Raw genomic sequence first — 20,251 nt, forward strand, 5'->3', positions numbered from 1 at the left:
TTACTTTATGGACTTTATGAACATGACGGGGCTAATGCCCCGTTTTTTATTGCAGGGAAATCCTGTAAACGTGCCCGATTCCTTTAAAGACACGTTCAATTTTTTACAGGGGAACGGTGTCTATGAGGAGGGTGTCATGCACTTTCTCAAAGGCATGAAAAACACGATATGGACGCACTTCGATACGTTCATCACCGATGCACAGGCCCTTGCCGCCATTTTCATGCTCATATTCTTTGCCATCAAATCGTACGAAATGATGGCGGGCGACAAAAAAATGGAAATCATGCCTTTGTTGCGACCTTTCGGGCTCGTGATGGTCATTATCTGGTGGGGAACGTTTACCCGCGTACTTGCATACCCCACGGACATCGTTGCCGCCAAAACGGAAAGCCTGTTTGACAGCGGACAGATCGAAGTTAACAACCTACGCCTGCAACGTGCAAAACTCATGGTTGACGTTGCCGATCAACTGACCACCATACAGGCCGAAACCGAAATCGCCGAAAAAGAAGCGGATACGTGGTACGGTCAGGCATGGGATGCGGTTACCTCAACCGTAAAAGAGGGTTTTGCTTCGGTATGGAACCCAATCGTTGAACTTAAAAACCGTATGCAAGTAGGGTTACAGCTACTGGCGACCTATACCTTAGAAACGTTGGCCGTCTGGGTATTGCGCATCTGCGTTTATATCATATTCATTATACAGATCATCTATTCGACCATCCTTATCATTTTAGGCCCGTTTAGTGTTGCCGTAAGTATCCTGCCTGCCTTTAGGGATTCCTTTGGTACGTGGATAGCCCGGTTTATCGCCGTTAACCTCTATTCGGGCATTGCGTATCTGGTCATGCACGTAGCCAGTCTATTCCAACAATATGCAATGGAAGCCGAGATCACCCGTTATCAGCAACTCCTTGAAAGCACGGGCGACACATTGGAGAAAATGGGCTGGTTTGCGGGCAACGGAATTTTGAGTTTCGGTATCGTCATCGTAACGTTCCTGATCGGAGGACTGACCATGCTCACCGTGCCGAGTATCAGCACATGGATCGTATCGACATCCGGCATCACCTCTGCCGCCAGTACAATGGGACGCGGAGCATCCAATATGGGACGTGCTGCAAGAAAGATCATCGCCAAGTTTTAACCCTTTTACACACTTCATTTCATGATAATAAAAAATATCGAAGCCAAGATCAGGCTTGCCACCTTTATTGCAGGGGCAAGCCTGATCGCCGCCCTGCTCATGGTGGTGGCCGTGTCTTTTTTTGCCTACAAACAGGTCGGCAATGCACGGAAATCCGTATATATACTTGATGCCAATAATGTACCCATGTCCGCAAGCCAAACCGACGTAGAGGTAAACAGGCCCGTGGAATACCGTACACATATCAACCTTTTTCATTCACTGTTCTTTACGCTCGCGCCCGACGAAAAGTTTATCGAATACCAGATGAAAAAAGCCATGTACCTGATCGATGAATCCGGTGCATTGCAGTACAACAACCTGCGGGAAAAGGGATTTTTCAATTCCGTGCTATCGTCCAGCTCCGTGCTCACCATCCAGACGGACTCCATCCACGTCGATCCGGTAAAGAAATACTTTAAGTTTTATGGCAAACAGACCATAGATCGGCGCAGCTCTACCGTAATACGCTCGCTGGTCACCGAGGGCTATTTACGGGACCTTGAAATGCGCACGGAGAACAATGGTCATGGTGTACTGATAACCCGATGGAAAACACTCGAAAACAAAGATATATCCTATGTTCAAAAAAATAACTTCTAACCGACCACCCGACACTACCTTGTGGGCAGCTTTTTACAGGGAGTTTGGCAAGTACATCGATGGGAGCATCACACGTACCAAACGGTTTCTTGAAGCCCGGCCACGTGCGGTATTTTCGGCAATGGTGGTAAGCATCCTCGTTTCCGTTGGATGCTTTCTTTTTCTCCCAAAGGAAATACCGAAGAAAGAACCCTTACAACTTTCGGTACAACAGCCCCTAATGGACGGAATGGGCGGTATCGTCACCACCGTTTCAGCTTTAAAGGAACTGCTTGAAATCCGTACCGTCCTTGACACGCTTATGCAAAAGGACAGTTTGGACAGTGCCGACAGCCTGCTGATGGAAAGTGCCATCGACAGGATGCAGATACTCGAAAAGCGACTGGCCGAAGCAAACAAACACCAAAATTCACCCTAATACAATCCAACAAACATGAAAATCAATTTCAGACAACCGCGCTATGTGCTGCCCCTCATAGCACTGCCTTTTCTATGCCTGTTTTTTTACGTCTACCAAACAGGTTTTGCAAAGGAAGAAAAACCCCAACAAGAGGGCGATCCCTTGCAGGGCCAGATTGCCGAAGTATCGGAGGACGTGAAGAACCGCGCGCTATCAGACAAACTTGCCGCCTACCGTGAGCAGTACCGCCGTGGTGATGGCTATACAGCAATAGGCCAGTTACAGGAAGAAAGAGCCGAACAATTCCGTTTTGATGAACTCTACAATGAGGAAGAAAAGCGCAGGCTTGATTCCATCGAGCGGGCGCTAAAAAATCAGCGACCTGTTTCCGTTAACGGAGATTCGGAAAATGACGACCAAGACCGAGCATTGCAACAGGCCCTTTCCTCATTACAGCGAAAACCCGAACCGACCAAAGAGGAACCGGATAGGACCGATCCGATGGAACTTTTCCGCAAACAGATGGCCTATGCGGACAGTATGGCAAGGGCGAATGACCCCGACGAACAGGCTGCCCGCAGGGAACGTGAACGCATGGAGGAAGCGAAAAAAGAACTCGAAAACCAGCCCCGTCTTTCCGTTTCCAAATACGGTACAGGTCAGGGAGCATTCAACACCATCCGCCCCGAAAGCGACAATACTTTCATTCAAGCCATCATTGACGAAAACATAACGGGTTATGCCGATTCCCGTCTACGGATACGGCTTATGGATGACCTTTTGGTCGGACAGCACATCGTTAAGAAAGGTATCCACGTTTTTGCAAGGATTTCCGGTTTTTCAGGACAACGGGTGCTGCTTACCATCACTTCCATTATGCACGAAAACAACATATTGCCCGTCCGGTTGGAAATCTACGACAATGACGGTTCCCCCGGACTGTACGTGCCCGCGTCGGCATTCAGGGAGTTTAGCCGAGAGCTTGGCGGTAACACCACACAGGGAATTACCCTGCAACAACAGGCCGAAAACAATAGCCAGTTGGTCATGAGCGCCATTCAGCGGATGTTCCAATCCACAACGACCGCCGTATCAAAGCATATACGGAAGAACAGGGCTAAATTAAAATTCAATACGATGGTGTACCTCATCGATCCCCAGGCACTCCGCCAAAACCAACAGAACTACAAACAGTAAAACCATTTTAAGATTTCACCATGAAAAAGAAACATCATTTTCTTATCCTTTTCCTTTTATGTTGTATCGGATATTCCGCACACAGTCAACAGGCTACGGATACCCGATTAGGAACACTTCCCGAACTAAGCCTGCACCGTGGCCATACGGTGCATATCCTTTCACCCGAACCCATCCAATACGTTGACATTGCTTCGCACCATGTATCGGGCGACCTGCCCCTTGAAAACGTATTGCGGATCAAATTGAACGAGGATACCACGCAGACAGAACACCTCGATTATGAACTCGGAACGGTTACCATTGTAGGCGATAACTTCGTGGCGCAATACCGCCTAACCGCCCCATTATGGGTTAATGACGAGAGCATTCCGGCCATGCTGGAAATCAAACCGGAACACACCCGGCCTTTGGAACTTTCGGAGATCGGATTGAGCCGTAGCAATATGAAAAACCTTGCGCTTGGCCTGCTTACAAAAAGTGTTCACAATCCTGTACGAAGCACAAAGGAATACGGTGTAGTCATTGTACTTAACGGTATCAGCACATTGGGCGATTATATCTTTCTTGACGTATCATTTACCAATACCTCAAACCTTTCTTACAATGTGGATGAACTCCGGTTTTTCATTGAGGACAAGAAAATCACCAAAGCAACGAACGTGCAGACCGTCGAGATTAAACCCTTGTGGCAATACCAACCATTGACGGAGTTTAAGAAAAGACACCGCAATGTGTTCGTACTAAAAAAGGCAACCTTTCCCGGTAGTAAGGTACTTCGGGTAACGCTCACCGAAAAACAGATTTCAGGCCGTACGGTCAATCTAAAAATAAAGTACGGAGATATTCTGAACGCCGACACCTTTTAGGTCGGCTGTATCCAATCTTTGAAAATCAAATTATTATGGAGGAAACCAAAGAGCAACAGGGGCTTTACCGCTCCCTGCAATTTGGCATATACCTATCCGTCGTTCTCGAAGTCTTTCTTTTTTTCTATGTAGATAGCTTCCTCTTTACAGGAACAACCGATAACGGGTTGTTCCTGTTTGCGGAGAGACTTTCGAGAGTGCCGTTTTATGCCGAACTGATAAACAGCAAACTCTTTACACTCGTGCTGATCTGTCTGGTCTCCGTTGGAACATTGAGCCGAAAGAAAAAAGACCTCAATCCCAAGACACAGGTCGTATATCCTTTGGCATTGGGGATGCTTATCCTTTTTTCGGGCCTTTGGTTGCAGGGGCGTGAAGCAGCCCCGATATGGCAATCGGTCAATTGGTATGACCTCGCCTATATCACGAGTGCTTTTGCGGGAGCGATTTTGGTACACATGGCAATGGACAATGTATCCAAGATCATAAGCTCCAATCTGGGAAAGGATCGCTGGAATGTCGAAGAAGAATCCTTTATGCAGCCGACCCAGCCCGTCGTAAGCCCATATGCGATCAATATTCCGACCTTGTTCTATTACAAAGGAAAAGTCCGTAAAGGGTATATTTTAATTGAAAATATTTTTAGGGGCCTGCTTCTTTGCGGGGTTCCGGGCAGCGGAAAATCGTTTGGGATCATCATGCCGATCATCCGTCAAATGCTGGCCAATTCGTTCACCATGTGCCTATACGATCTGAAATACCCCGATCTCGGCAAAATTGCCTATTATCATTACCTGCTTGCCAAGCAGAACGGTCGGTGCAAGAATTACCGCTTCCATGTTATCAACCTCAATGAACCCGAAAAAAGCAGACGGGTAAACCCTTTGAAACGGGAGTATCTTAATACCCTTGCAGATGCTTCGGAAACGGCCGAAGCGCTCGTTGAAGCGTTGAAAAAGGGAGACAAAAGCGGTGGTAGCGACCAATTCTTTACACAGTCTGCGATCAACTTCCTTGCCGCCTGTATTTACTTTTTCAGTAGCTATCAAGATGGACGCTATTCCAGTCTGCCCCATGTACTTGCCTTTCTTAATCTGTCGTATGAACAGATTTTTACGGTGCTGTTCAGTAACGGGGAGCTTGCTTCCCTTTTGTCGCCGTTCATGTCTGCCTACAAGGCGAAATCGTACGATCAACTGGAGGGGCAAGTTGGAACGCTAAAAATCTTTATCAGCAGAATGGCCACCAAAGAAACATTCTGGGTTTTCGGTGCGGATGATTTTGAACTACAGGTCAGCAATCCCAAACACCCCGGTGTTCTGGTGCTTGCCAATGACCCGCGAACCCAGAGCATCAACTCCGCTTGCCTGTCGGTGGTACTTAATCGGGTAACCAAACTTATCAATACGAAAGGCAATTTACCCATCGGTTTAGTGGTGGATGAGGCCACCAGCTTGTATATTCACCGTGTTGACCTATTGGTGGCACAGAGCAGATCCAATTTTTCCGGGGTGGTCTTGGGGCTTCAGGAGTTGCCTATGTTACGCCAACAGTACGGCAAGGAAACAGCGGAAACCATCACGTCTATTATGGGTAATGTACTGTCCGGTGCGGTCAGGAGCAAAGAAACATTAGAATGGCTGGAACGTTTGTTTGGTAAGGTCAAACAGACGGGAGAAAGCCTAAGCATCGACCGTACGAAAACCTCGCTATCTCTGAATGAAAAACTTGAACCGCTGATACCCGCCGGAAAGATAGCATCATTAAAAGCGGGTGAAATCGTGGGTATCGTTGCTCGTGATACGATGGAAACCTACACGGGCAAATACGAGACCACGGCGGTTAACTGCCGCGTCAATCTGGATATGGAAGCCATCAAAAAAGAAGAAGCAAATTATCGGGAACTGCCGACCTATTACGACTTTGGTGATCGAAAAGAAGAAATCCTATTGGACAATTTTTTCCGTATCAACAGGGAAGTTGAACAAATAGTCGAACAGTTTATTCCCGTTCAGGACAACATGCAATTCCCAACACCAACCGAAACAACGGAGTACAACAAAAGAAAATAGTCGCCCGACTTTTAAAGGGGTATAGCCCATTAACAAAATCAAAAACATCATGAAGAAATCCGAACGTTCCGCATACCTACGGAACAGAATTGCCGTACCAAGCCTTTTTTGGGGGTGGTTGATGCTTGTTCCCTTTATGCTTTGTGGACAGGTTATCGACTATAGCCCACCGTTGGACAAGTTAAAGGTTACATCGCCATTCGGATACCGTATCCACCCGATCAGCGGTAAGGCTTCACACCATAACGGTGTTGACTTTGCCGCCCGTTCCGATCCCGTTTTCAATGTACTTGACGGCCGGGTTAAAGAAACCGGAAAACATAAGTTGCTCGGCAAGTACATACGTATAGTACATGGCGAAGTAGAAACCATTTACGGGCATCTTTCCCATATACTCGTTTCACCGCGTGATACAGTTATAGCTGGACAGCCTATAGCCATCACCGGAAGCACAGGCAGAGCGACAGGAGAACACCTGCATTTTTCGGTGAAATTCAACGGTAAATTCCTTGACCCTTTGAAATTCCTACGCAGGATAAAAGAACAATCAGATCAATCCTTAAACATCGAATAATATGGACTATCATTTAAGATCACTGCAACAAAAACTAAGTGTTCTGGCCAGTGGTGAGGACATTGGACTGACACCAGCGGAAGCGGCCATTTATGGCGTGGAATACGCCGACGAATGGCCAGACGACGAATCCCCGGAGGTGGACGAAGATGAGCAGTAAAAATTCAAAATCCCTGCATGAAATAGTTGCGGAGAACATTATCAAGAAACTTGAACAGGGTACGGCCCCGTGGCAGAAGCAGTGGAATAGTAATAGTCCCGCTTTTGAACTGCCCTACAATGCGATTACGGGTAACCGTTACAAAGGAATAAACAGCCTTTCGCTGTTATCGTCAGACCGTGAAGATCCGCGTTGGATGACGTTCAATCAGGCTTCGACAAACGGTTGGAAAGTACGAAAGGGAGAAAAAGCATCCCTGATCCAATTTGTCAAGACCCATGAACTTGTTACCAAAAGAGACGAACAGGGCAAACCGATTTTGGATGAAAAAGGTAAACCTGTAAAAGCCAAAGTAGGTCTGAACCGGGCAATCATTACCAGCGCATGGGTATTCAATGCGCAACAGGTCGATGGCATCGAACCTTTGGTAAAACCCGACGTAAAGCAATTCCAATGGGATGCTATTCAAAGAGCGGAAAATATCATTCAGGCGTCGGGAGCAGACATAACCCACAAAGCAGGAGATCGAGCCTATTACAGTCCGGCACTCGACAGTATCACTATGCCCATGCGTGAACAATTCGACGCATCGGATAAGTATTATGCCACGCTGCTCCATGAGCTCGGCCATTGGACGGGGCATAAAGACCGTCTGGATAGAAGTATGATTGGCAGCTTTGGGACAGAGGGCTATGCCCGCGAAGAACTCCGTGCCGAAATCGCTTCGATGCTTATCGGTCAGGAACTCAACATTGGCCATGATCCAGGCCAGCACATTGCCTACGTGGACAGTTGGATACAGATATTGCGTGACACACCTTTTGAAATACATGCCGCCGCTGCCGATGCGGAAAAAATCCTTAATTACCTTTTGACATTTGAGCAAAAAAGGGAAATCAAAGCAGTCGCTAATGTTCAGGCCGAGGAACGGGCCGAAGCAAGACCACAAAGGACAAAAGAAAGCAGCCTTTCTATAGGTGATGAAATTGCCTATAACAATGCCGTCTACAAAGTGCAAGGTCATCTGAAACGTGGCCGTATGCGTGTGGAAGACCTGACTACGGGAAATATTTTCCCGCTATCGAAAACTGATCGGCTATACGGTTCACTGCTCCACGCCAAACAGCATCCCGATGCTGTTAAGGTAAGTGAAGAACTGCACCGCCCGGTACACGCCGAAAAGGAAGCTGTTGCCGCCTATGGTATCAGAAGATAAAATCTAAAACTTAACAAACAATTACATCATGAAATATCCTATCAACGAAAATGAAATGCCCCTAAGTGAACTTGAAAAATTGGGGCTTTACAAAGACGGAGGGTTCAGTATCAGTCCGGAGAATATCGATGCCCTGCTTGCAGGAAGAAGAACCGATATGTTGAGCATGGCAGGTCTGAACATCGACGGGCTTGCAATCCGTCAACTCGATGCCAAGTTATCCCTTAGCCGGAATGAGCTCGGCGATGTCCAGCTCAACATACATCCCATTTACCGAGAACCGCAATGGCATCCATTATTGAGCGATGACGAGGAAAAAGCCCTGATCGCAGGAGAACAGCACGTAGTCAGCAAGGAACAGGAGATTGACGGCAACAAAAAAAAGAAAGTCATCATTGAATATGACGACTTGACGAGGGAATTTATAGCGTATGAACCCGACGAAGTGCAGGCCCCAATCAGAGTAAACGGCGAAGAACTTTCGGAAAAGCAACAGGAGGCTTTCCGCAATGGTGAAGTGGTAGAACTCACAGATGGAACCAAAATCCAGCATTCGGCAACGGACAACAAAGGTATCCGTTCAGACCGAAAACGGCTTATCTTATCGGTGCTTTTGGACGGCGGTATATCTTACTTGGTTTTCCGAGGTATCAATAACCTCAAAGGTAGGTTTGAACCGCAGAGTGAGGGTTACAGCGAGGGATATAACCGCGCATTGACCGATATGATGATGGCCGATAAAAAACAAAAAGACAAAGGCAATGAGAAAACCGTTCAAGACCTCGTGCTAAATCTTCGTGATAAACAAGAAAGCAGAGGCTACGGACGTGGCGTTGCAAGGTAATGGTATTTCTCCGATTGAAGTCCGAAGTACGGAACTTCTTTGCTCCACATATCAATATAGTCGAGGATAACATTCTGTTTCCTTATACATTGGAAAATCAGGTTTTAGCCCAAGAGCATTGGAATGAAAACGGTGTCCGTATTCCTGTCTGTAAAGGTATGTGGTTGGTGACGGACGGCTTGCCCGTATCCGTCACCCATCTTTTTATCGGTCATTCCGCAAGCGATCTGTTGTGCTTTTGCCATTATCACCCCAATTGGGTTGATCCACCTTGTTTGAGTGCATTTGCTTCATTGGGGTTGTTGCCGACCAAAGAACAATTTACTTGGCTAAAATCCCTTTTCACCAATGCAAAAATACATACTGTATTTGATGGAGGAATAAGCGGGCGTGTAGCCGATTGCAAAGTGGCAACGTGGCAGATCGGCAAGAGTGCAAGGTTTAGTCTTGCTGGTGACCACGGAGAATTTTATTACAACAAAAAGAAGCACCGTATTCCAGTCAATATTTTTTCATTGAGCCGTTTTGAAAAATTATCCGGTATCCGTTCGGGTATCCGAACACATAAACCAAAAGCGCCATTTGAAACGTTCTATCAATCCTTTACAAATATGGGCTGATCCGAACCAACCCCCTGATCCTTCATTGGTTCAGGGGGTTTTGTCGTATATCAACTCAAAAAATGCTTATCTATGTTGAGAGTATTAAGATGGTAGCCTGAACAATAGGTCGATCGAAATTATTTAAGAGCATAAAATATAGTTATACCGCAATATCAATCCTTTAGATTATTGAATAAAGACAACTGCAATTGCTGATTTACGAAAAATACTGGTCCCCACGTTGTTGAAAGTCATTGTTTAGTGTTGATTTTCATGTTAATAAATACTCAACAATATGATATTAAGAACTTTTTAATTTGACCAAACCATGTGCTCGAATTATTTTAGAATTTGGGAAAGTGCCGGTAAAAAAGGAGCAAACACCGTCATATGGTTTGCTGCTGCTACTATAAAATTTTGATAGGCACTTGTGAAGTCTTTTTTACCTTGGTTACTTTCCATTTCTCTCACCAGATTTATTAATGTCAGGTTACCCGACAACTGCTCCTCGATCACTTTGACCAACGAGGAAAATAATATCCCTTCAATTCCACCTGAAACAACATTGTTGGAATTATCAATGGAATCGTGATAGATCCTTGTATTATTTCCGCTAAGATGGTAAGTGACCGAGGAATACTGCTCTTTTTTAACGGCATTACCTTTGCTGACTTGGCATTCATACCGCTCCGGTGCGATTCTTCCACGAGGTTTGTATCCGCTGTCCAAAACAGTAAAATTTTCTATTCTGTCTCCGGGTAAATCCCTTACTAGGCTGTCACCGTCTTCAATGTACCAACCAGCCGGAAGGTGTTCTGAATATATAAGTATCGTATTGTTTTTCGAATCAACATTTGCTTTGATTTCCGAAGAAACAGATTCACTATTTGCTTTGACTATTCGGACAATATCGTTTTGGTTTTTCCCAAACATGGTTTAAATATTTGATGTACAAATATAATGTATCATTTGAATTTACAGATCATGGAAAGATGTAAGAATCCCGATTTCGATAGCAACAAGAAAAATATCCTTTTGACACGCAAAACTAATCCTAACTGACAGATTTTCAGTCAACGTATATACCAAGCTGACAAAAGCATGACAATATTGAATTGGTACTGCAATTGATGACCATCCATACCTTACTGCTAAAGAGGAAAAGTATTAAGGCATAGAGGATTATTGCCGATTTTATTCGGCGAGACAACTATTATCAATCATCTATTGTCAAGACCTTATGGAACCGTTCAAAAGCGGAACTTAAATTTTTGATATGAAAAAAGCTTACATAATAAACTATGATCTAAACAACACGAAGGATTATGATACATTGTTTGCGGAGATACATACGCTCGGCGGTAAACGCGTCTTAAAATCTTGTTGGTTGATTATGTCTTCCCTTTCAGCAAAAGCCATTAGAGATCGATTATTATCACTAATGGATGGCGATGATGGGATTTTCGTTGTACGTGCTCATGGGGCGGCTGCGTGGCGCAACGTCGAATGCGCAAATAAATGGTTGAAAGAGAATTTACAATCACAGATGGCCTAAAGTCTTTACTACTTCTGTTAAATACAGAAGCAGTTGCTTATTTTTAACTTATTTTTTTACAAAACAAACTAATTATGGCCTCAACTGTAAACAGCGCTTTCCATGAGTTTATGTCTAACGTGATCAGGATACATCCTGACAGGAATGATATAGCCAAAAAAAGTAAAGCAAATCTTGTTACTGAAATCAAGAAGTTCCCTAATGACGGAAAGTTCTTGACCTTACATTCAGATTTACCCAGCATCGATTATGGGTCTTTCTCTCGTAAAACCAAAATACGGCCGTTGGACGACATCGATTTAATGATTGTCCTGCATGCCCAGGGAAATTGGCGTGAATCAAATTATGCAGGAGGATATATAATTCGGGTACCGCAAGATGCCGATAAACAATTGGCACTATGCAATGCCGGGACTAACATACTTAATTCTATCAAAGTAATTAATAAGTTCAAGGATTATCTAGGCAAAGTGCCTTCTTATAAAAAAGCCGAAATAAAACGTAATCAGGAAGCGGTGACTTTAGAACTGGGTTATGAATGGGTTTATGATATCGTTCCATGTTTCATTACTGCTCCGGATAATACCGGAAGAGATTTTTTCCTTATACCAGATGGTAGCGGCAATTGGAAACCTACCGATCCTAGGATAGACAAACGAAGAACTACCGGCATTAACGGCAAGCACCAGATTTCCGTACTGGATATGATCAGAATTATGAAGTACTGGACGAAACGCCGAACGGCCGCAACAATGGGATCATATTTCCTTGAATGTCTTATCTTGCAGTATTATGATTCATATGGTATAACCAGTAGCAATTATATTGACATAGAGCTGCCGAGTTTGTTTGCATACATTTATAATCAGATTCATAATCCACTAGCTGATCCAAAAGGCTTTCAGGGAAATCTTAATACACTCACTTGGGAAGAACGCAATTCAATAAAAACCAGAGCGCAATTGGACTACAATCGTGCAGTTGAAGCTAGACAGTTAGAGACCGATGGAAAGCAAAAGGAATCCATTACAAAATGGCGCGAAATATTTGGTCTAGAATTTCCTTACTATACGATTTGAATTTTAGCAATATGAATGATATAAAAACAAGGCAGGAACTGCCCGAGAACATGGGCTTGCTAAAAGCCCAAAGAGTAATCTATGCAGATGCAAAAAGAATCTACAGGTGGCAACTAACCATCACCATAATTATTGTCGTATTCTTGAACTTTACAAAACTCGTTGCCAAAGATCTTTGGCAAATCGATGTTACGGTCTACGTTGGTTTGATATCGGTAGGTATTACCTTATTCGACGTTCTGTTTTTATCCGGCTACCTTTCTAAATTCAAAACAAATGGCGCGAAAGTACAGGAACTTTTTGATTGTAGTGTGTATGCCATGGAGTGGAATGAAACAAATAGTGGTGAAAAGCCTGAAAATTCAGTCATTGATGAAGCGGAACAAAAATATGTCTATAATCCTAGAGCGCCTCTAAACAACTGGTACCATATTGAATTAGAAGGGCTAAACCATGAACAGGCTGTGCTTCGCTGTCAGGAAACAAATTTGGAATATGATCGGAAATTAAGATATCATTTTAAGAACGATTGCATGATTATCTGTTTATTGGTTGTTATTGGTTCATTCACAATCGCAACTGTAATCGATGCATCCATTCAAGGATACTTACTCAACTTCGTTACACCGACTTTGCCACTTATTGTAGTTCTGATCAGATTGATACTGGATAATCAGAAGGCTGCCAAATCTTTGGAAGAGGTCAGGAAGGCTGCAAGAAAGCTACGATCGGCCGGTGCGGTACCTACAATGGCACAGTTGCGCCAGGTACAGGATAAACTTTACTGTAGTAGAAAAGATAGCACTTTAATTCCTGAAAATTACTATCACTATCGGAGATCTAAACTTGAAAGATCCACAAAAATCAACGCGGGTTCTTAGTTACAAAATTATGCTATTTTAATCAAGAAGAATGATTTATTTTGATGAGGTAGGGAACAAAGGCGATTATCTGTTAGACCCTAACCAGCTAGCCTTTAAGTTATTATCACATGATTTTTCTTTAAAACGATTCAACAGATATTTTAGCCCCATTGCTAGGAAAAGTTATGGCCGACGAATTGAGTTAATCCGTCAAACGGAAGAATATAGTAAGAGTATCGGTATGAAAATTTCCTTAGTGTAAGTGCTTATGGTATACCTCAGTGTATCTCGGCACCAATAGACGTTAATCGTATCTGAAACCTCTCAATCCACATTTTTTGCTGTAACCGCTTATGATGGTATACAGGTATATATGGACTTCACAATATCTGTGATTTTAAGTAAATTTGAAATATATGTACATTATTAAATCAAATGACCTCATACAAAGAAGTAGACGATTTATTTGTCTCAAAGCATAAATCAAAAATCAACCTGTTAATCGTAACAGCGACAGCAACAGAAAAAGAGACACTTCATAAATACCTTAAGCCAATACCGGGGTATTCCGATATACTTAAAATTCAAGTTGGTAAACACACATACTTTGTTGGACAGTTCGGCGCATTCTATGCCGTACACGTAGCATGTAACGAAATGGGGTCAACAGGTAGAAGTTCGTCGATAGTAACTACTTCTGACGCCATTAATACCTGGTCCCCATCTGTTGTTTTGATGGTTGGTATTGCTTTCGGTAAAGATGAAACGAAGCAAGAAATTGGTGACGTCCTAGTGTCAGAACGCATTATACCTTACGAACCGAAAAGGTTAGGTAAGGACGAAACAATATCACGTGCAAAGGAAGGTCCGGCCAGCTCATTATTGTTCGACCGTTTCAAATCTGTCACAGGATGGGATTTTAAACAAGAGGAAAGAGCCCCCGAAATTATATATGGCGGTATTTTATCGGGAGAAAAGCTAGTTGATGATCCTGCATTTAAGGCTGAATTATTCAAGGATCACCCCGAAGCAATCGGAGGTGAAATGGAGGGTGCTGGAATATATGCTGCTTGCGACCAGAAAGTTAACGACTGGATATTGGTTAAGGGAATTTGTGACTGGGGCGAAAACAAAGATAATCCTGATAAGAAGAAGCATCAAGTTTTGGCGATTGAAAGCGCGGTAGACCTTTGTGCCTTTGTTTTTAATTCGCCTTTCGGATTTAAAGATGTCAGTCTAGTTGCCCAGGATGAAGTCCTGAAAACAGATTTTTCAGAAGATCGGGGTGCCATACCGGAATGGATGTTTAAGAAAGAAAAGTCACTAGCTAAAGAAATAAGAAATGAAGATTAATAGAAGCGGACTTCTTGAGGACATGATCTCCTTTTTTCACGAGCAAAGCGGTGTGGTTGTAGGTGACCCCGGTGTTGGTAAATCTTATTTGCTTAGTGAAATGGTTAGCCTGTTGCTTGACAAAAACATTCCAGCAACAATGGTACGCCTAGATTTTCTAACCGATGGTAGTAATAAAGATATCGCTGAATCGATCGGCGTAACAGGGGAAGACTGGATTGATGCGCTTAAACTTATCAGCCTGCCTGAGAACACAAAAGGGATAATCATTTTTGATGCCTACGATACTATCAAAGATGAAAAATTAAAAGCAGCAATACTTAAACAGATTGCAAAAGCAAAACAAGAGCTGCCCAGCTGGTCAATAGTAGTTAGTGTGAGAACCTACGATGCAGCCAGATCGCAAAAGTTGATCGATCTGTTTCCAGCCGAGTTTAATAGTGATAATATTCATTGTCGGCGATTTAAAATTCCGGTATTATCGGAAGAAGAGCTGAGCGCATTCCTTACCGATCAGGAAAAGTTAAAGATCATTTACGAAGAAGGGACAGCCAAATTAAAAGACATACTTAAAATACCATTTTTCCTTTCCCTGCTAGATGTCATCCTTGCAAAAACAGATACAAGTACGGAAACCGTTAAGGGATTAAAATCTGAAATTGAATTACTGGAAATGTATTGGGTAAAGGTAGTGTACAAAGTTACGCCAACCATTCAAACAGAGTTGTTTTTGAAAGACCTTACAATAAAAATGGTCGAAAGCCGGGTAATATCAGTTGATAAGCTCGATTATTTGGGTGACTTGTCTGCTGAAAAGGTATTAATAGCAGACCAGCTATTAGGCGAAAATGTTTTAACAGAACAAGGTTCATATTCACCCAGAATCGCTTATGCCCATAATATTCTATTTGATTTCGCAGTCAGTAAACTTGTGCTGAAAGATACTGCCGCAGAACTGCTTGAATTTATCGCGGCAGACCAAGCGCGGCCTTTCTTTCTTCGTCCGAGTTTTATATATTTTTTTGCGCACCTATGGTATGTAAATCAAGCTAAATTTTGGGCGATTTACGATGAATTATCACGGAGTACTGATGATGTAATTTCGCTATTTAATAAACTCATACCTTCAACAGTAATCGCAAAGGAATTTGAAGATATTAACCAGCTCGGATTTCTACATGGCACTGATCCCATTAAAGCATCACAGGCAAGTAATGTGTTACAAGCTCTTAGGTTTGTAAAAGAGACACCAAATAAGGCCGCCCAGGCGTCGTTGCTTTTAAGATTGTCTTCCGATCTTCAATTACCTTTTGTATGGGACTTTACTTTTATACTAGAAGGATTGATTAAAGATCCGACCGTACAAGCAGATGCTACTATTTTTTCGATGTGCGGAAATGCAGCGAGAAATCTTATGGACTTCTTGCTGGCTAATAGGTCAAACCCAAGCGTCGATCAACTGGCAAGCTATCGTGGCATATCACTTATTGCAAAAACTTATTCAACGGATATTGAGGCATCAAGAGCCCGCTTACAACTGATTTTGGATATGATGCACCAACCAGGTTTTAACATTGCCTATTTTTCCACTCTGACTGATGAGATCAAAGAATTTTATAAGATAGATCCACAATTTTGTGCAAGCATCTACGAAAAGGTTTCAATTCATGAAGAAAATTCCTTTGATGCTGCTCCGATGCACTCCGGCGTCTTAATGAGCTTTACATCCAGCAGACACGATCAGTTTGGCACTTGTCATTATCGGTTACAGGAGTTATTTCCACGATTTATAAGATTTAGCCCAGAACTCGCAATACCTCTTGGGTTATCAATCTCAAATAATTTTATTGCAAAAAAGAACTCTGATGGATTTGTTTTCCCTGACACTATTAAAATTCCGTATGACTTTTCAGTTGATGGTATAAATGCACATTACCAGGTTGATATGTCCCATTTCTGGGATCAATTTATGGTTCGCACAGAACCCTTACAGCATACACAACTTATTATCAATTATTTCGAAGCCCTTATTGGTGCCAATGAAATTGAATTGCTAAAGACCTGCTTGAAGTCGTATTTCGCACACGCCAAGAGTGCATATAATTGGAAAATGCTACTTGACTTTGGTGCCTCGCACCCAGAGGTTTTGCATAACTTATTATTTGATGTTCTATTGCAACCGGCCGTTTTATACTGGAACGACAGCATCATCGCTGCTGGCGCCTTTATCGAATCATCAATTTCTTTTTATACCGACGAACAGTTACATCAATTGGAAAATACAATACTATCGTTGCCTGGATATGTCGGCCATGCAGAACAAGAAAAAGCAAACGTTGTTGTTTTGCGACTTCTCAGCAGGATACCTAAAGAACGACTAACAGATGCGAAGTCCGTCGCTATAATGTCGGCCTCGGAGCCGGTGACAAATGAGCCGTTGGTAACGTACAGTTCAACTTCTGAGGTGCTTACTACCGAAATGTTTTTGACGGAACATGGTGTTGATATCAAAAAGCCAGAAAATGAAGAACTGCTTTCCGAAAACCGGAAAATGGAGTGGCTAGGACATAATTTTTCTAATAATCTTGCAGATCCTGAAACCTATGCCGAGCCATTGAAGGCCGCGAACTTATCATTTGCCATCATTAAAGACAATACAGAACTACCCCAGCGATTGAAGCAAACCATTTTGACCAGCATCGCAGCTGTTTGCGGAATAGTTTTACGTTCCAATCTGATTCTTAAGCATGAAGCCCAGTTAACACCCGAACAATACGCATCATTCAAGGAGATGCTCCTTTATTGTTTGAATTATTATACCGAATCAGACACCTTTGCGGAGCAAAATTCATCACCGGGAAGCGGTTATTCATCAACGCCACGCAGTGAAGCAGCCTTTGCACTCCCTAAATTGTTCGCAATTACCAAAGATGCTGAACTGTTACCGCTTATAAAACAATATTCTACTGACAAGAATGCCGTAACTAGGTTTGGCATTTTACAGTCCATAAATCATTTATATCCTACGCAAAAGGAACTGTTTTGGGAAATAGTTAACGAGCGACTAGCTAACGAGACAGATTGGTTTACCAAATCTGCGGTAATTGGCCGTCTCGACAACTCCAGAATATTTACAACAGAACCGGATCGCTTTCTAGCCGCCTATCAACTTGCAAAGCAAGAGATTTTTGAAATGCAGGAAGGACGTAATTCATATCTGGATTCCTTTCTAGTAATGGCATTGGCATTTTTGAGATTTACTGGAGATACCAGAATCAAAGATATTTTGCAAGAATGCTTAGAGAATAATTTATCCATCGGCACCGATCTGGTCTTCCAAGCATTTGAAATCATTGAGCCAGAAAATGTGTGTCGTAACTACTCAGATGCTGTTGATGTCGAAAAAAGCGGAAGAGTGCTGGATATGGTGATGTTATTGCTTGATATGTGCGAGAGGATACTAATTTCTGTCAAGGCTGAGGACGAGGTGACAGAAGAAGTTCAACAGTCCTTTAAAATAATAGATACCGTAATTCAGCGGATCTATTTTTCTATGCAAGTCAGCAAAAGGATACTTCGGCGAAACACTATTAAAATAACCCAGGAACATCAAGAAATTTTTTACTTTTTTTCCAAACCGTTACTTGAAAAGATCCTTGGTATATCCCGACAATTAGGAGGCGGACATATGCAAGGTCACAGCGCCCATTATTTTATCGAGATCATGGGTGAGGCACTTCGTTTTGATCCGCGGTTTTCTTTAGCTACAACAAGTGAAATTACAGCAATGGCTGCCGGGACCAATTATACTTTCGATCATTCTGCAATCCGGGAAGTAGTAAAATACACTGAAAAACTACTTGCAGATCATAAAAGTATGTTGATAGAACCAGAAGCATTTTCGCAGATCATGAATTTACTTAATATCTATGTACGTTCAGGTTGGCCTGAGGCGCTAGAATTACTTTGGAAATTGGATGAGATATTTAGATAAGAAAAAATGATTGGTGCGGAAGACATTATAAATAGATATTTTGCTGCTGATGATACACTAGGACGCATATTAGCTAATGCAGCCTCATTTTTAGAAAATAAAAATTTGCCAAAACTGGAGTTAGAAGTGGTTATCTACCTTGATACTGTTCTAAGGCTGGCATTACTCAGTCCAGATAGCAAAACAAAAGATATCAATGAACATAAACCAGGGCAAGCGACACTAACCGTTTTGGAAGATATCTCCCCACGAATAAACAATAATTATATTAGAGCTTTTTTTTTAGACATTCTACAAGTTAATAAGCGAAATAAATTCCAGCATGCTAAACTTGCAATGCAAACTTATTGGACGATTTGTGAAACCTTTAGCACTCTCAGTGAAAAAAGGGACTGTTACATCAGAATACTTAGGATACTGGTTAGCTTAGGTAAAGGGAGGAAGGAAATCGCTAAATTTTACTTTCAAGCAATTAGAAATGAAGTATTAATGGCGGACATAGAAAAGGACTGCTATTCTGCTACAAAGCTAATAGAGGAGATGATTCCTGTAACATCTGAGCCAGATCAATACGTTTCATTGATCGATAAAATCAAAGTTGCGGTCAAGCAATTTCTCAATGATGGTAGATTTGAAAATTATAGGCAGTGCAATCATGTCTTAGCCTTACTTTTACCTGATCAGTCTATTATTTACGGGACAGAAGTAGCTCGGTCGCATATTATGGACGTCGACGATTGGGACAATAAAACAAATGCCTTGCAGTATATGGTGGCAGATGGTTATAAAAAAGGCTTGAAGGTATTCCAAAGTCTAGGGATAAAGAATGAAGAGACGGAAGGTTATCGACAAAAGTTGACCGTTATTTTACAAAAAGCGGCGGCTCAACAAAAATTACTTGGAACGCTTCCACCTGTTCAGATTGGACAAATAGATTTTGATATGCCCGATTTTGAAAGCTTTATACAAGGAATTTACTGGTTGATCGATTTGGATATACCATCTAAAGCTAAGTTTATCTCGGATTTAGAAATCAAGAAGAATGAATATTTCCATTTACAGCACATGGGATCGTCAATGACGGATGCCGACGGCAATACGACTGATATAAGTGCTGACAATAATAAATTGATCTATAAAGATGCTGCATTGATGCGCGAAATTGTATGTAAAAAAATCCTTAGACCTTCTTTTGAAAAGTTTTCCGATCGGTTTGCGATATCAGAACTAGAAGTTTACTGGCTAATCTCTGATAGTAACTTCGTTCCAGATGACAGAAAAGATATGTACGCCCATGGTCTTTATCATGGCTTTTGCGGAAATTTCGCCGTCGCTGTACATTTACTATTACCACAGATAGAGAATGCCCTAAGATGTATACTAAAAAAACATGGTAAGATAACTCGTAAAGTAACGGAGGATATTCAAACAGAAAATGGACTATCTACCTGTTTCAATAACTTGCAGGGTATTTTACATGATGATCTTATATTTGATCTAGAAGGTCTATTGATTGAGTCGTTTGGTGATAATATCAGAAACTTAGTTTCTCACGGTATGTATAATAGTGGTAATTTTTTTAGGCATCCGGGATTTTATACATGGTGGATAGGCTTAAAATTAGCACTCGACATAGAAAGTTATTTAATTGCCGAATTCAATAGTAATTAATAGCAAAATT

General features: G+C 42.4%; 18 protein-coding genes. 17 read left to right on the top strand and 1 reads right to left on the bottom strand.

Features of this window, described 5'->3' with window-relative positions; all coding sequences use genetic code 11:
- The first annotated feature begins 16 nt into the window (after positions 1-16).
- From OQ289_RS05485 to OQ289_RS05535, 11 genes are read left to right on the top strand one after another with little or no spacing between them, the layout of a single operon-like run.
- Positions 17-1,150, top strand: coding sequence for a plasmid transfer protein (locus OQ289_RS05485; protein ID WP_028069942.1), 1,134 nt, complete (start codon positions 17-19; stop codon positions 1,148-1,150).
- Between the two features lie 21 nt (positions 1,151-1,171).
- A complete protein-coding gene (traK, locus tag OQ289_RS05490) occupies positions 1,172-1,792 on the top strand; it encodes a conjugative transposon protein TraK (RefSeq protein ID WP_148908905.1) in 621 nt (206 codons plus the stop codon).
- Positions 1,770-2,210 carry a hypothetical protein gene (locus OQ289_RS05495; protein ID WP_270089750.1) on the top strand — a complete coding sequence of 147 codons (441 nt, stop codon included), beginning with the start codon at positions 1,770-1,772 and terminating at the stop codon, positions 2,208-2,210. The genes traK and OQ289_RS05495 overlap by 23 nt, the downstream gene beginning before the upstream one ends.
- Positions 2,211-2,225: 15 nt before the next feature.
- Positions 2,226-3,389 (top strand): conjugative transposon protein TraM, encoded by a 1,164-nt coding sequence (traM, locus tag OQ289_RS05500; protein WP_270089751.1) that lies wholly within the window; start codon positions 2,226-2,228, stop codon positions 3,387-3,389.
- Positions 3,390-3,409: 20 nt separating this feature from the next.
- Positions 3,410-4,258, top strand: coding sequence for a conjugative transposon protein TraN (gene traN, locus OQ289_RS05505; protein WP_270089752.1), 849 nt, complete (start codon positions 3,410-3,412; stop codon positions 4,256-4,258).
- Positions 4,259-4,293: 35 nt separating this feature from the next.
- On the top strand, positions 4,294-6,330 hold the full coding sequence (locus OQ289_RS05510; RefSeq protein ID WP_270089753.1) for a TraM recognition domain-containing protein: 2,037 nt from the start codon (positions 4,294-4,296) through the stop codon (positions 6,328-6,330).
- A gap of 49 nt (positions 6,331-6,379) precedes the next feature.
- Positions 6,380-6,904, top strand: a complete 525-nt coding sequence (locus OQ289_RS05515; RefSeq protein WP_270089754.1) for a M23 family metallopeptidase — start codon at positions 6,380-6,382, stop codon at positions 6,902-6,904.
- Position 6,905: 1 nt separating this feature from the next.
- Positions 6,906-7,064 carry a hypothetical protein gene (locus tag OQ289_RS05520; RefSeq protein WP_003005492.1) on the top strand — a complete coding sequence of 53 codons (159 nt, stop codon included), beginning with the start codon at positions 6,906-6,908 and terminating at the stop codon, positions 7,062-7,064.
- Positions 7,054-8,280, top strand: a complete 1,227-nt coding sequence (locus OQ289_RS05525; RefSeq protein ID WP_270089755.1) for an ArdC family protein — start codon at positions 7,054-7,056, stop codon at positions 8,278-8,280. Before OQ289_RS05520 ends, OQ289_RS05525 begins: the two co-directional genes overlap by 11 nt.
- Before the next feature lie 28 nt (positions 8,281-8,308).
- On the top strand, positions 8,309-9,124 hold the full coding sequence (locus OQ289_RS05530) for a DUF4099 domain-containing protein (protein WP_270089756.1): 816 nt from the start codon (positions 8,309-8,311) through the stop codon (positions 9,122-9,124).
- Positions 9,124-9,744 carry a hypothetical protein gene (locus tag OQ289_RS05535; protein WP_270089757.1) on the top strand — a complete coding sequence of 207 codons (621 nt, stop codon included), beginning with the start codon at positions 9,124-9,126 and terminating at the stop codon, positions 9,742-9,744. Before OQ289_RS05530 ends, OQ289_RS05535 begins: the two co-directional genes overlap by 1 nt.
- Positions 9,745-10,065: 321 nt before the next feature.
- Here OQ289_RS05535 and OQ289_RS05540 read toward each other — a convergent pair whose 3' ends face one another.
- Positions 10,066-10,659, bottom strand: coding sequence for a hypothetical protein (locus tag OQ289_RS05540; protein WP_270089758.1), 594 nt, complete (start codon positions 10,657-10,659; stop codon positions 10,066-10,068).
- Between the two features lie 343 nt (positions 10,660-11,002).
- Between OQ289_RS05540 and OQ289_RS05545 the strand changes: the two genes are divergently transcribed.
- The 6 genes from OQ289_RS05545 to OQ289_RS05570 all read left to right on the top strand — a co-directional run bounded on the left by OQ289_RS05545 (position 11,003) and on the right by OQ289_RS05570 (position 20,241).
- Positions 11,003-11,281, top strand: a complete 279-nt coding sequence (locus OQ289_RS05545; protein ID WP_270089759.1) for a SinR family protein — start codon at positions 11,003-11,005, stop codon at positions 11,279-11,281.
- Positions 11,282-11,355: 74 nt separating this feature from the next.
- Positions 11,356-12,360 (top strand): hypothetical protein, encoded by a 1,005-nt coding sequence (locus OQ289_RS05550; protein WP_270089760.1) that lies wholly within the window; start codon positions 11,356-11,358, stop codon positions 12,358-12,360.
- A gap of 11 nt (positions 12,361-12,371) precedes the next feature.
- A complete protein-coding gene (locus OQ289_RS05555; RefSeq protein ID WP_270089761.1) occupies positions 12,372-13,241 on the top strand; it encodes an S-4TM family putative pore-forming effector in 870 nt (289 codons plus the stop codon).
- Positions 13,242-13,658: 417 nt separating this feature from the next.
- Complete coding sequence (locus tag OQ289_RS05560; RefSeq protein WP_270089762.1) at positions 13,659-14,576, top strand: 5'-methylthioadenosine/S-adenosylhomocysteine nucleosidase family protein; 918 nt, start codon at positions 13,659-13,661, stop codon at positions 14,574-14,576.
- A complete protein-coding gene (locus OQ289_RS05565) occupies positions 14,566-18,570 on the top strand; it encodes a hypothetical protein (RefSeq protein WP_270089763.1) in 4,005 nt (1,334 codons plus the stop codon). The genes OQ289_RS05560 and OQ289_RS05565 overlap by 11 nt, the downstream gene beginning before the upstream one ends.
- A gap of 6 nt (positions 18,571-18,576) precedes the next feature.
- Positions 18,577-20,241 carry a DUF4209 domain-containing protein gene (locus OQ289_RS05570; protein WP_270089764.1) on the top strand — a complete coding sequence of 555 codons (1,665 nt, stop codon included), beginning with the start codon at positions 18,577-18,579 and terminating at the stop codon, positions 20,239-20,241.
- Positions 20,242-20,251 lie beyond the last annotated feature (10 nt).

The organism is Sphingobacterium sp. SYP-B4668, from assembly GCF_027627455.1.
In the GTDB taxonomy this organism is placed as follows: Bacteria; Bacteroidota; Bacteroidia; order Sphingobacteriales; family Sphingobacteriaceae; genus Sphingobacterium.

Coding starts and splice junctions, on each gene's coding strand:
- OQ289_RS05485 (WP_028069942.1), top strand. CDS start 17: ATGAACATGACGGGGCTAATGCCCCGTTTTTTATTGCAGGGAAATCCT.
- traK (WP_148908905.1), top strand. CDS start 1,172: ATGATAATAAAAAATATCGAAGCCAAGATCAGGCTTGCCACCTTTATT.
- OQ289_RS05495 (WP_270089750.1), top strand. CDS start 1,770: ATGTTCAAAAAAATAACTTCTAACCGACCACCCGACACTACCTTGTGG.
- traM (WP_270089751.1), top strand. CDS start 2,226: ATGAAAATCAATTTCAGACAACCGCGCTATGTGCTGCCCCTCATAGCA.
- traN (WP_270089752.1), top strand. CDS start 3,410: ATGAAAAAGAAACATCATTTTCTTATCCTTTTCCTTTTATGTTGTATC.
- OQ289_RS05510 (WP_270089753.1), top strand. CDS start 4,294: ATGGAGGAAACCAAAGAGCAACAGGGGCTTTACCGCTCCCTGCAATTT.
- OQ289_RS05515 (WP_270089754.1), top strand. CDS start 6,380: ATGAAGAAATCCGAACGTTCCGCATACCTACGGAACAGAATTGCCGTA.
- OQ289_RS05520 (WP_003005492.1), top strand. CDS start 6,906: ATGGACTATCATTTAAGATCACTGCAACAAAAACTAAGTGTTCTGGCC.
- OQ289_RS05525 (WP_270089755.1), top strand. CDS start 7,054: ATGAGCAGTAAAAATTCAAAATCCCTGCATGAAATAGTTGCGGAGAAC.
- OQ289_RS05530 (WP_270089756.1), top strand. CDS start 8,309: ATGAAATATCCTATCAACGAAAATGAAATGCCCCTAAGTGAACTTGAA.
- OQ289_RS05535 (WP_270089757.1), top strand. CDS start 9,124: ATGGTATTTCTCCGATTGAAGTCCGAAGTACGGAACTTCTTTGCTCCA.
- OQ289_RS05540 (WP_270089758.1), bottom strand. CDS start 10,659: ATGTTTGGGAAAAACCAAAACGATATTGTCCGAATAGTCAAAGCAAAT.
- OQ289_RS05545 (WP_270089759.1), top strand. CDS start 11,003: ATGAAAAAAGCTTACATAATAAACTATGATCTAAACAACACGAAGGAT.
- OQ289_RS05550 (WP_270089760.1), top strand. CDS start 11,356: ATGGCCTCAACTGTAAACAGCGCTTTCCATGAGTTTATGTCTAACGTG.
- OQ289_RS05555 (WP_270089761.1), top strand. CDS start 12,372: ATGAATGATATAAAAACAAGGCAGGAACTGCCCGAGAACATGGGCTTG.
- OQ289_RS05560 (WP_270089762.1), top strand. CDS start 13,659: ATGACCTCATACAAAGAAGTAGACGATTTATTTGTCTCAAAGCATAAA.
- OQ289_RS05565 (WP_270089763.1), top strand. CDS start 14,566: ATGAAGATTAATAGAAGCGGACTTCTTGAGGACATGATCTCCTTTTTT.
- OQ289_RS05570 (WP_270089764.1), top strand. CDS start 18,577: ATGATTGGTGCGGAAGACATTATAAATAGATATTTTGCTGCTGATGAT.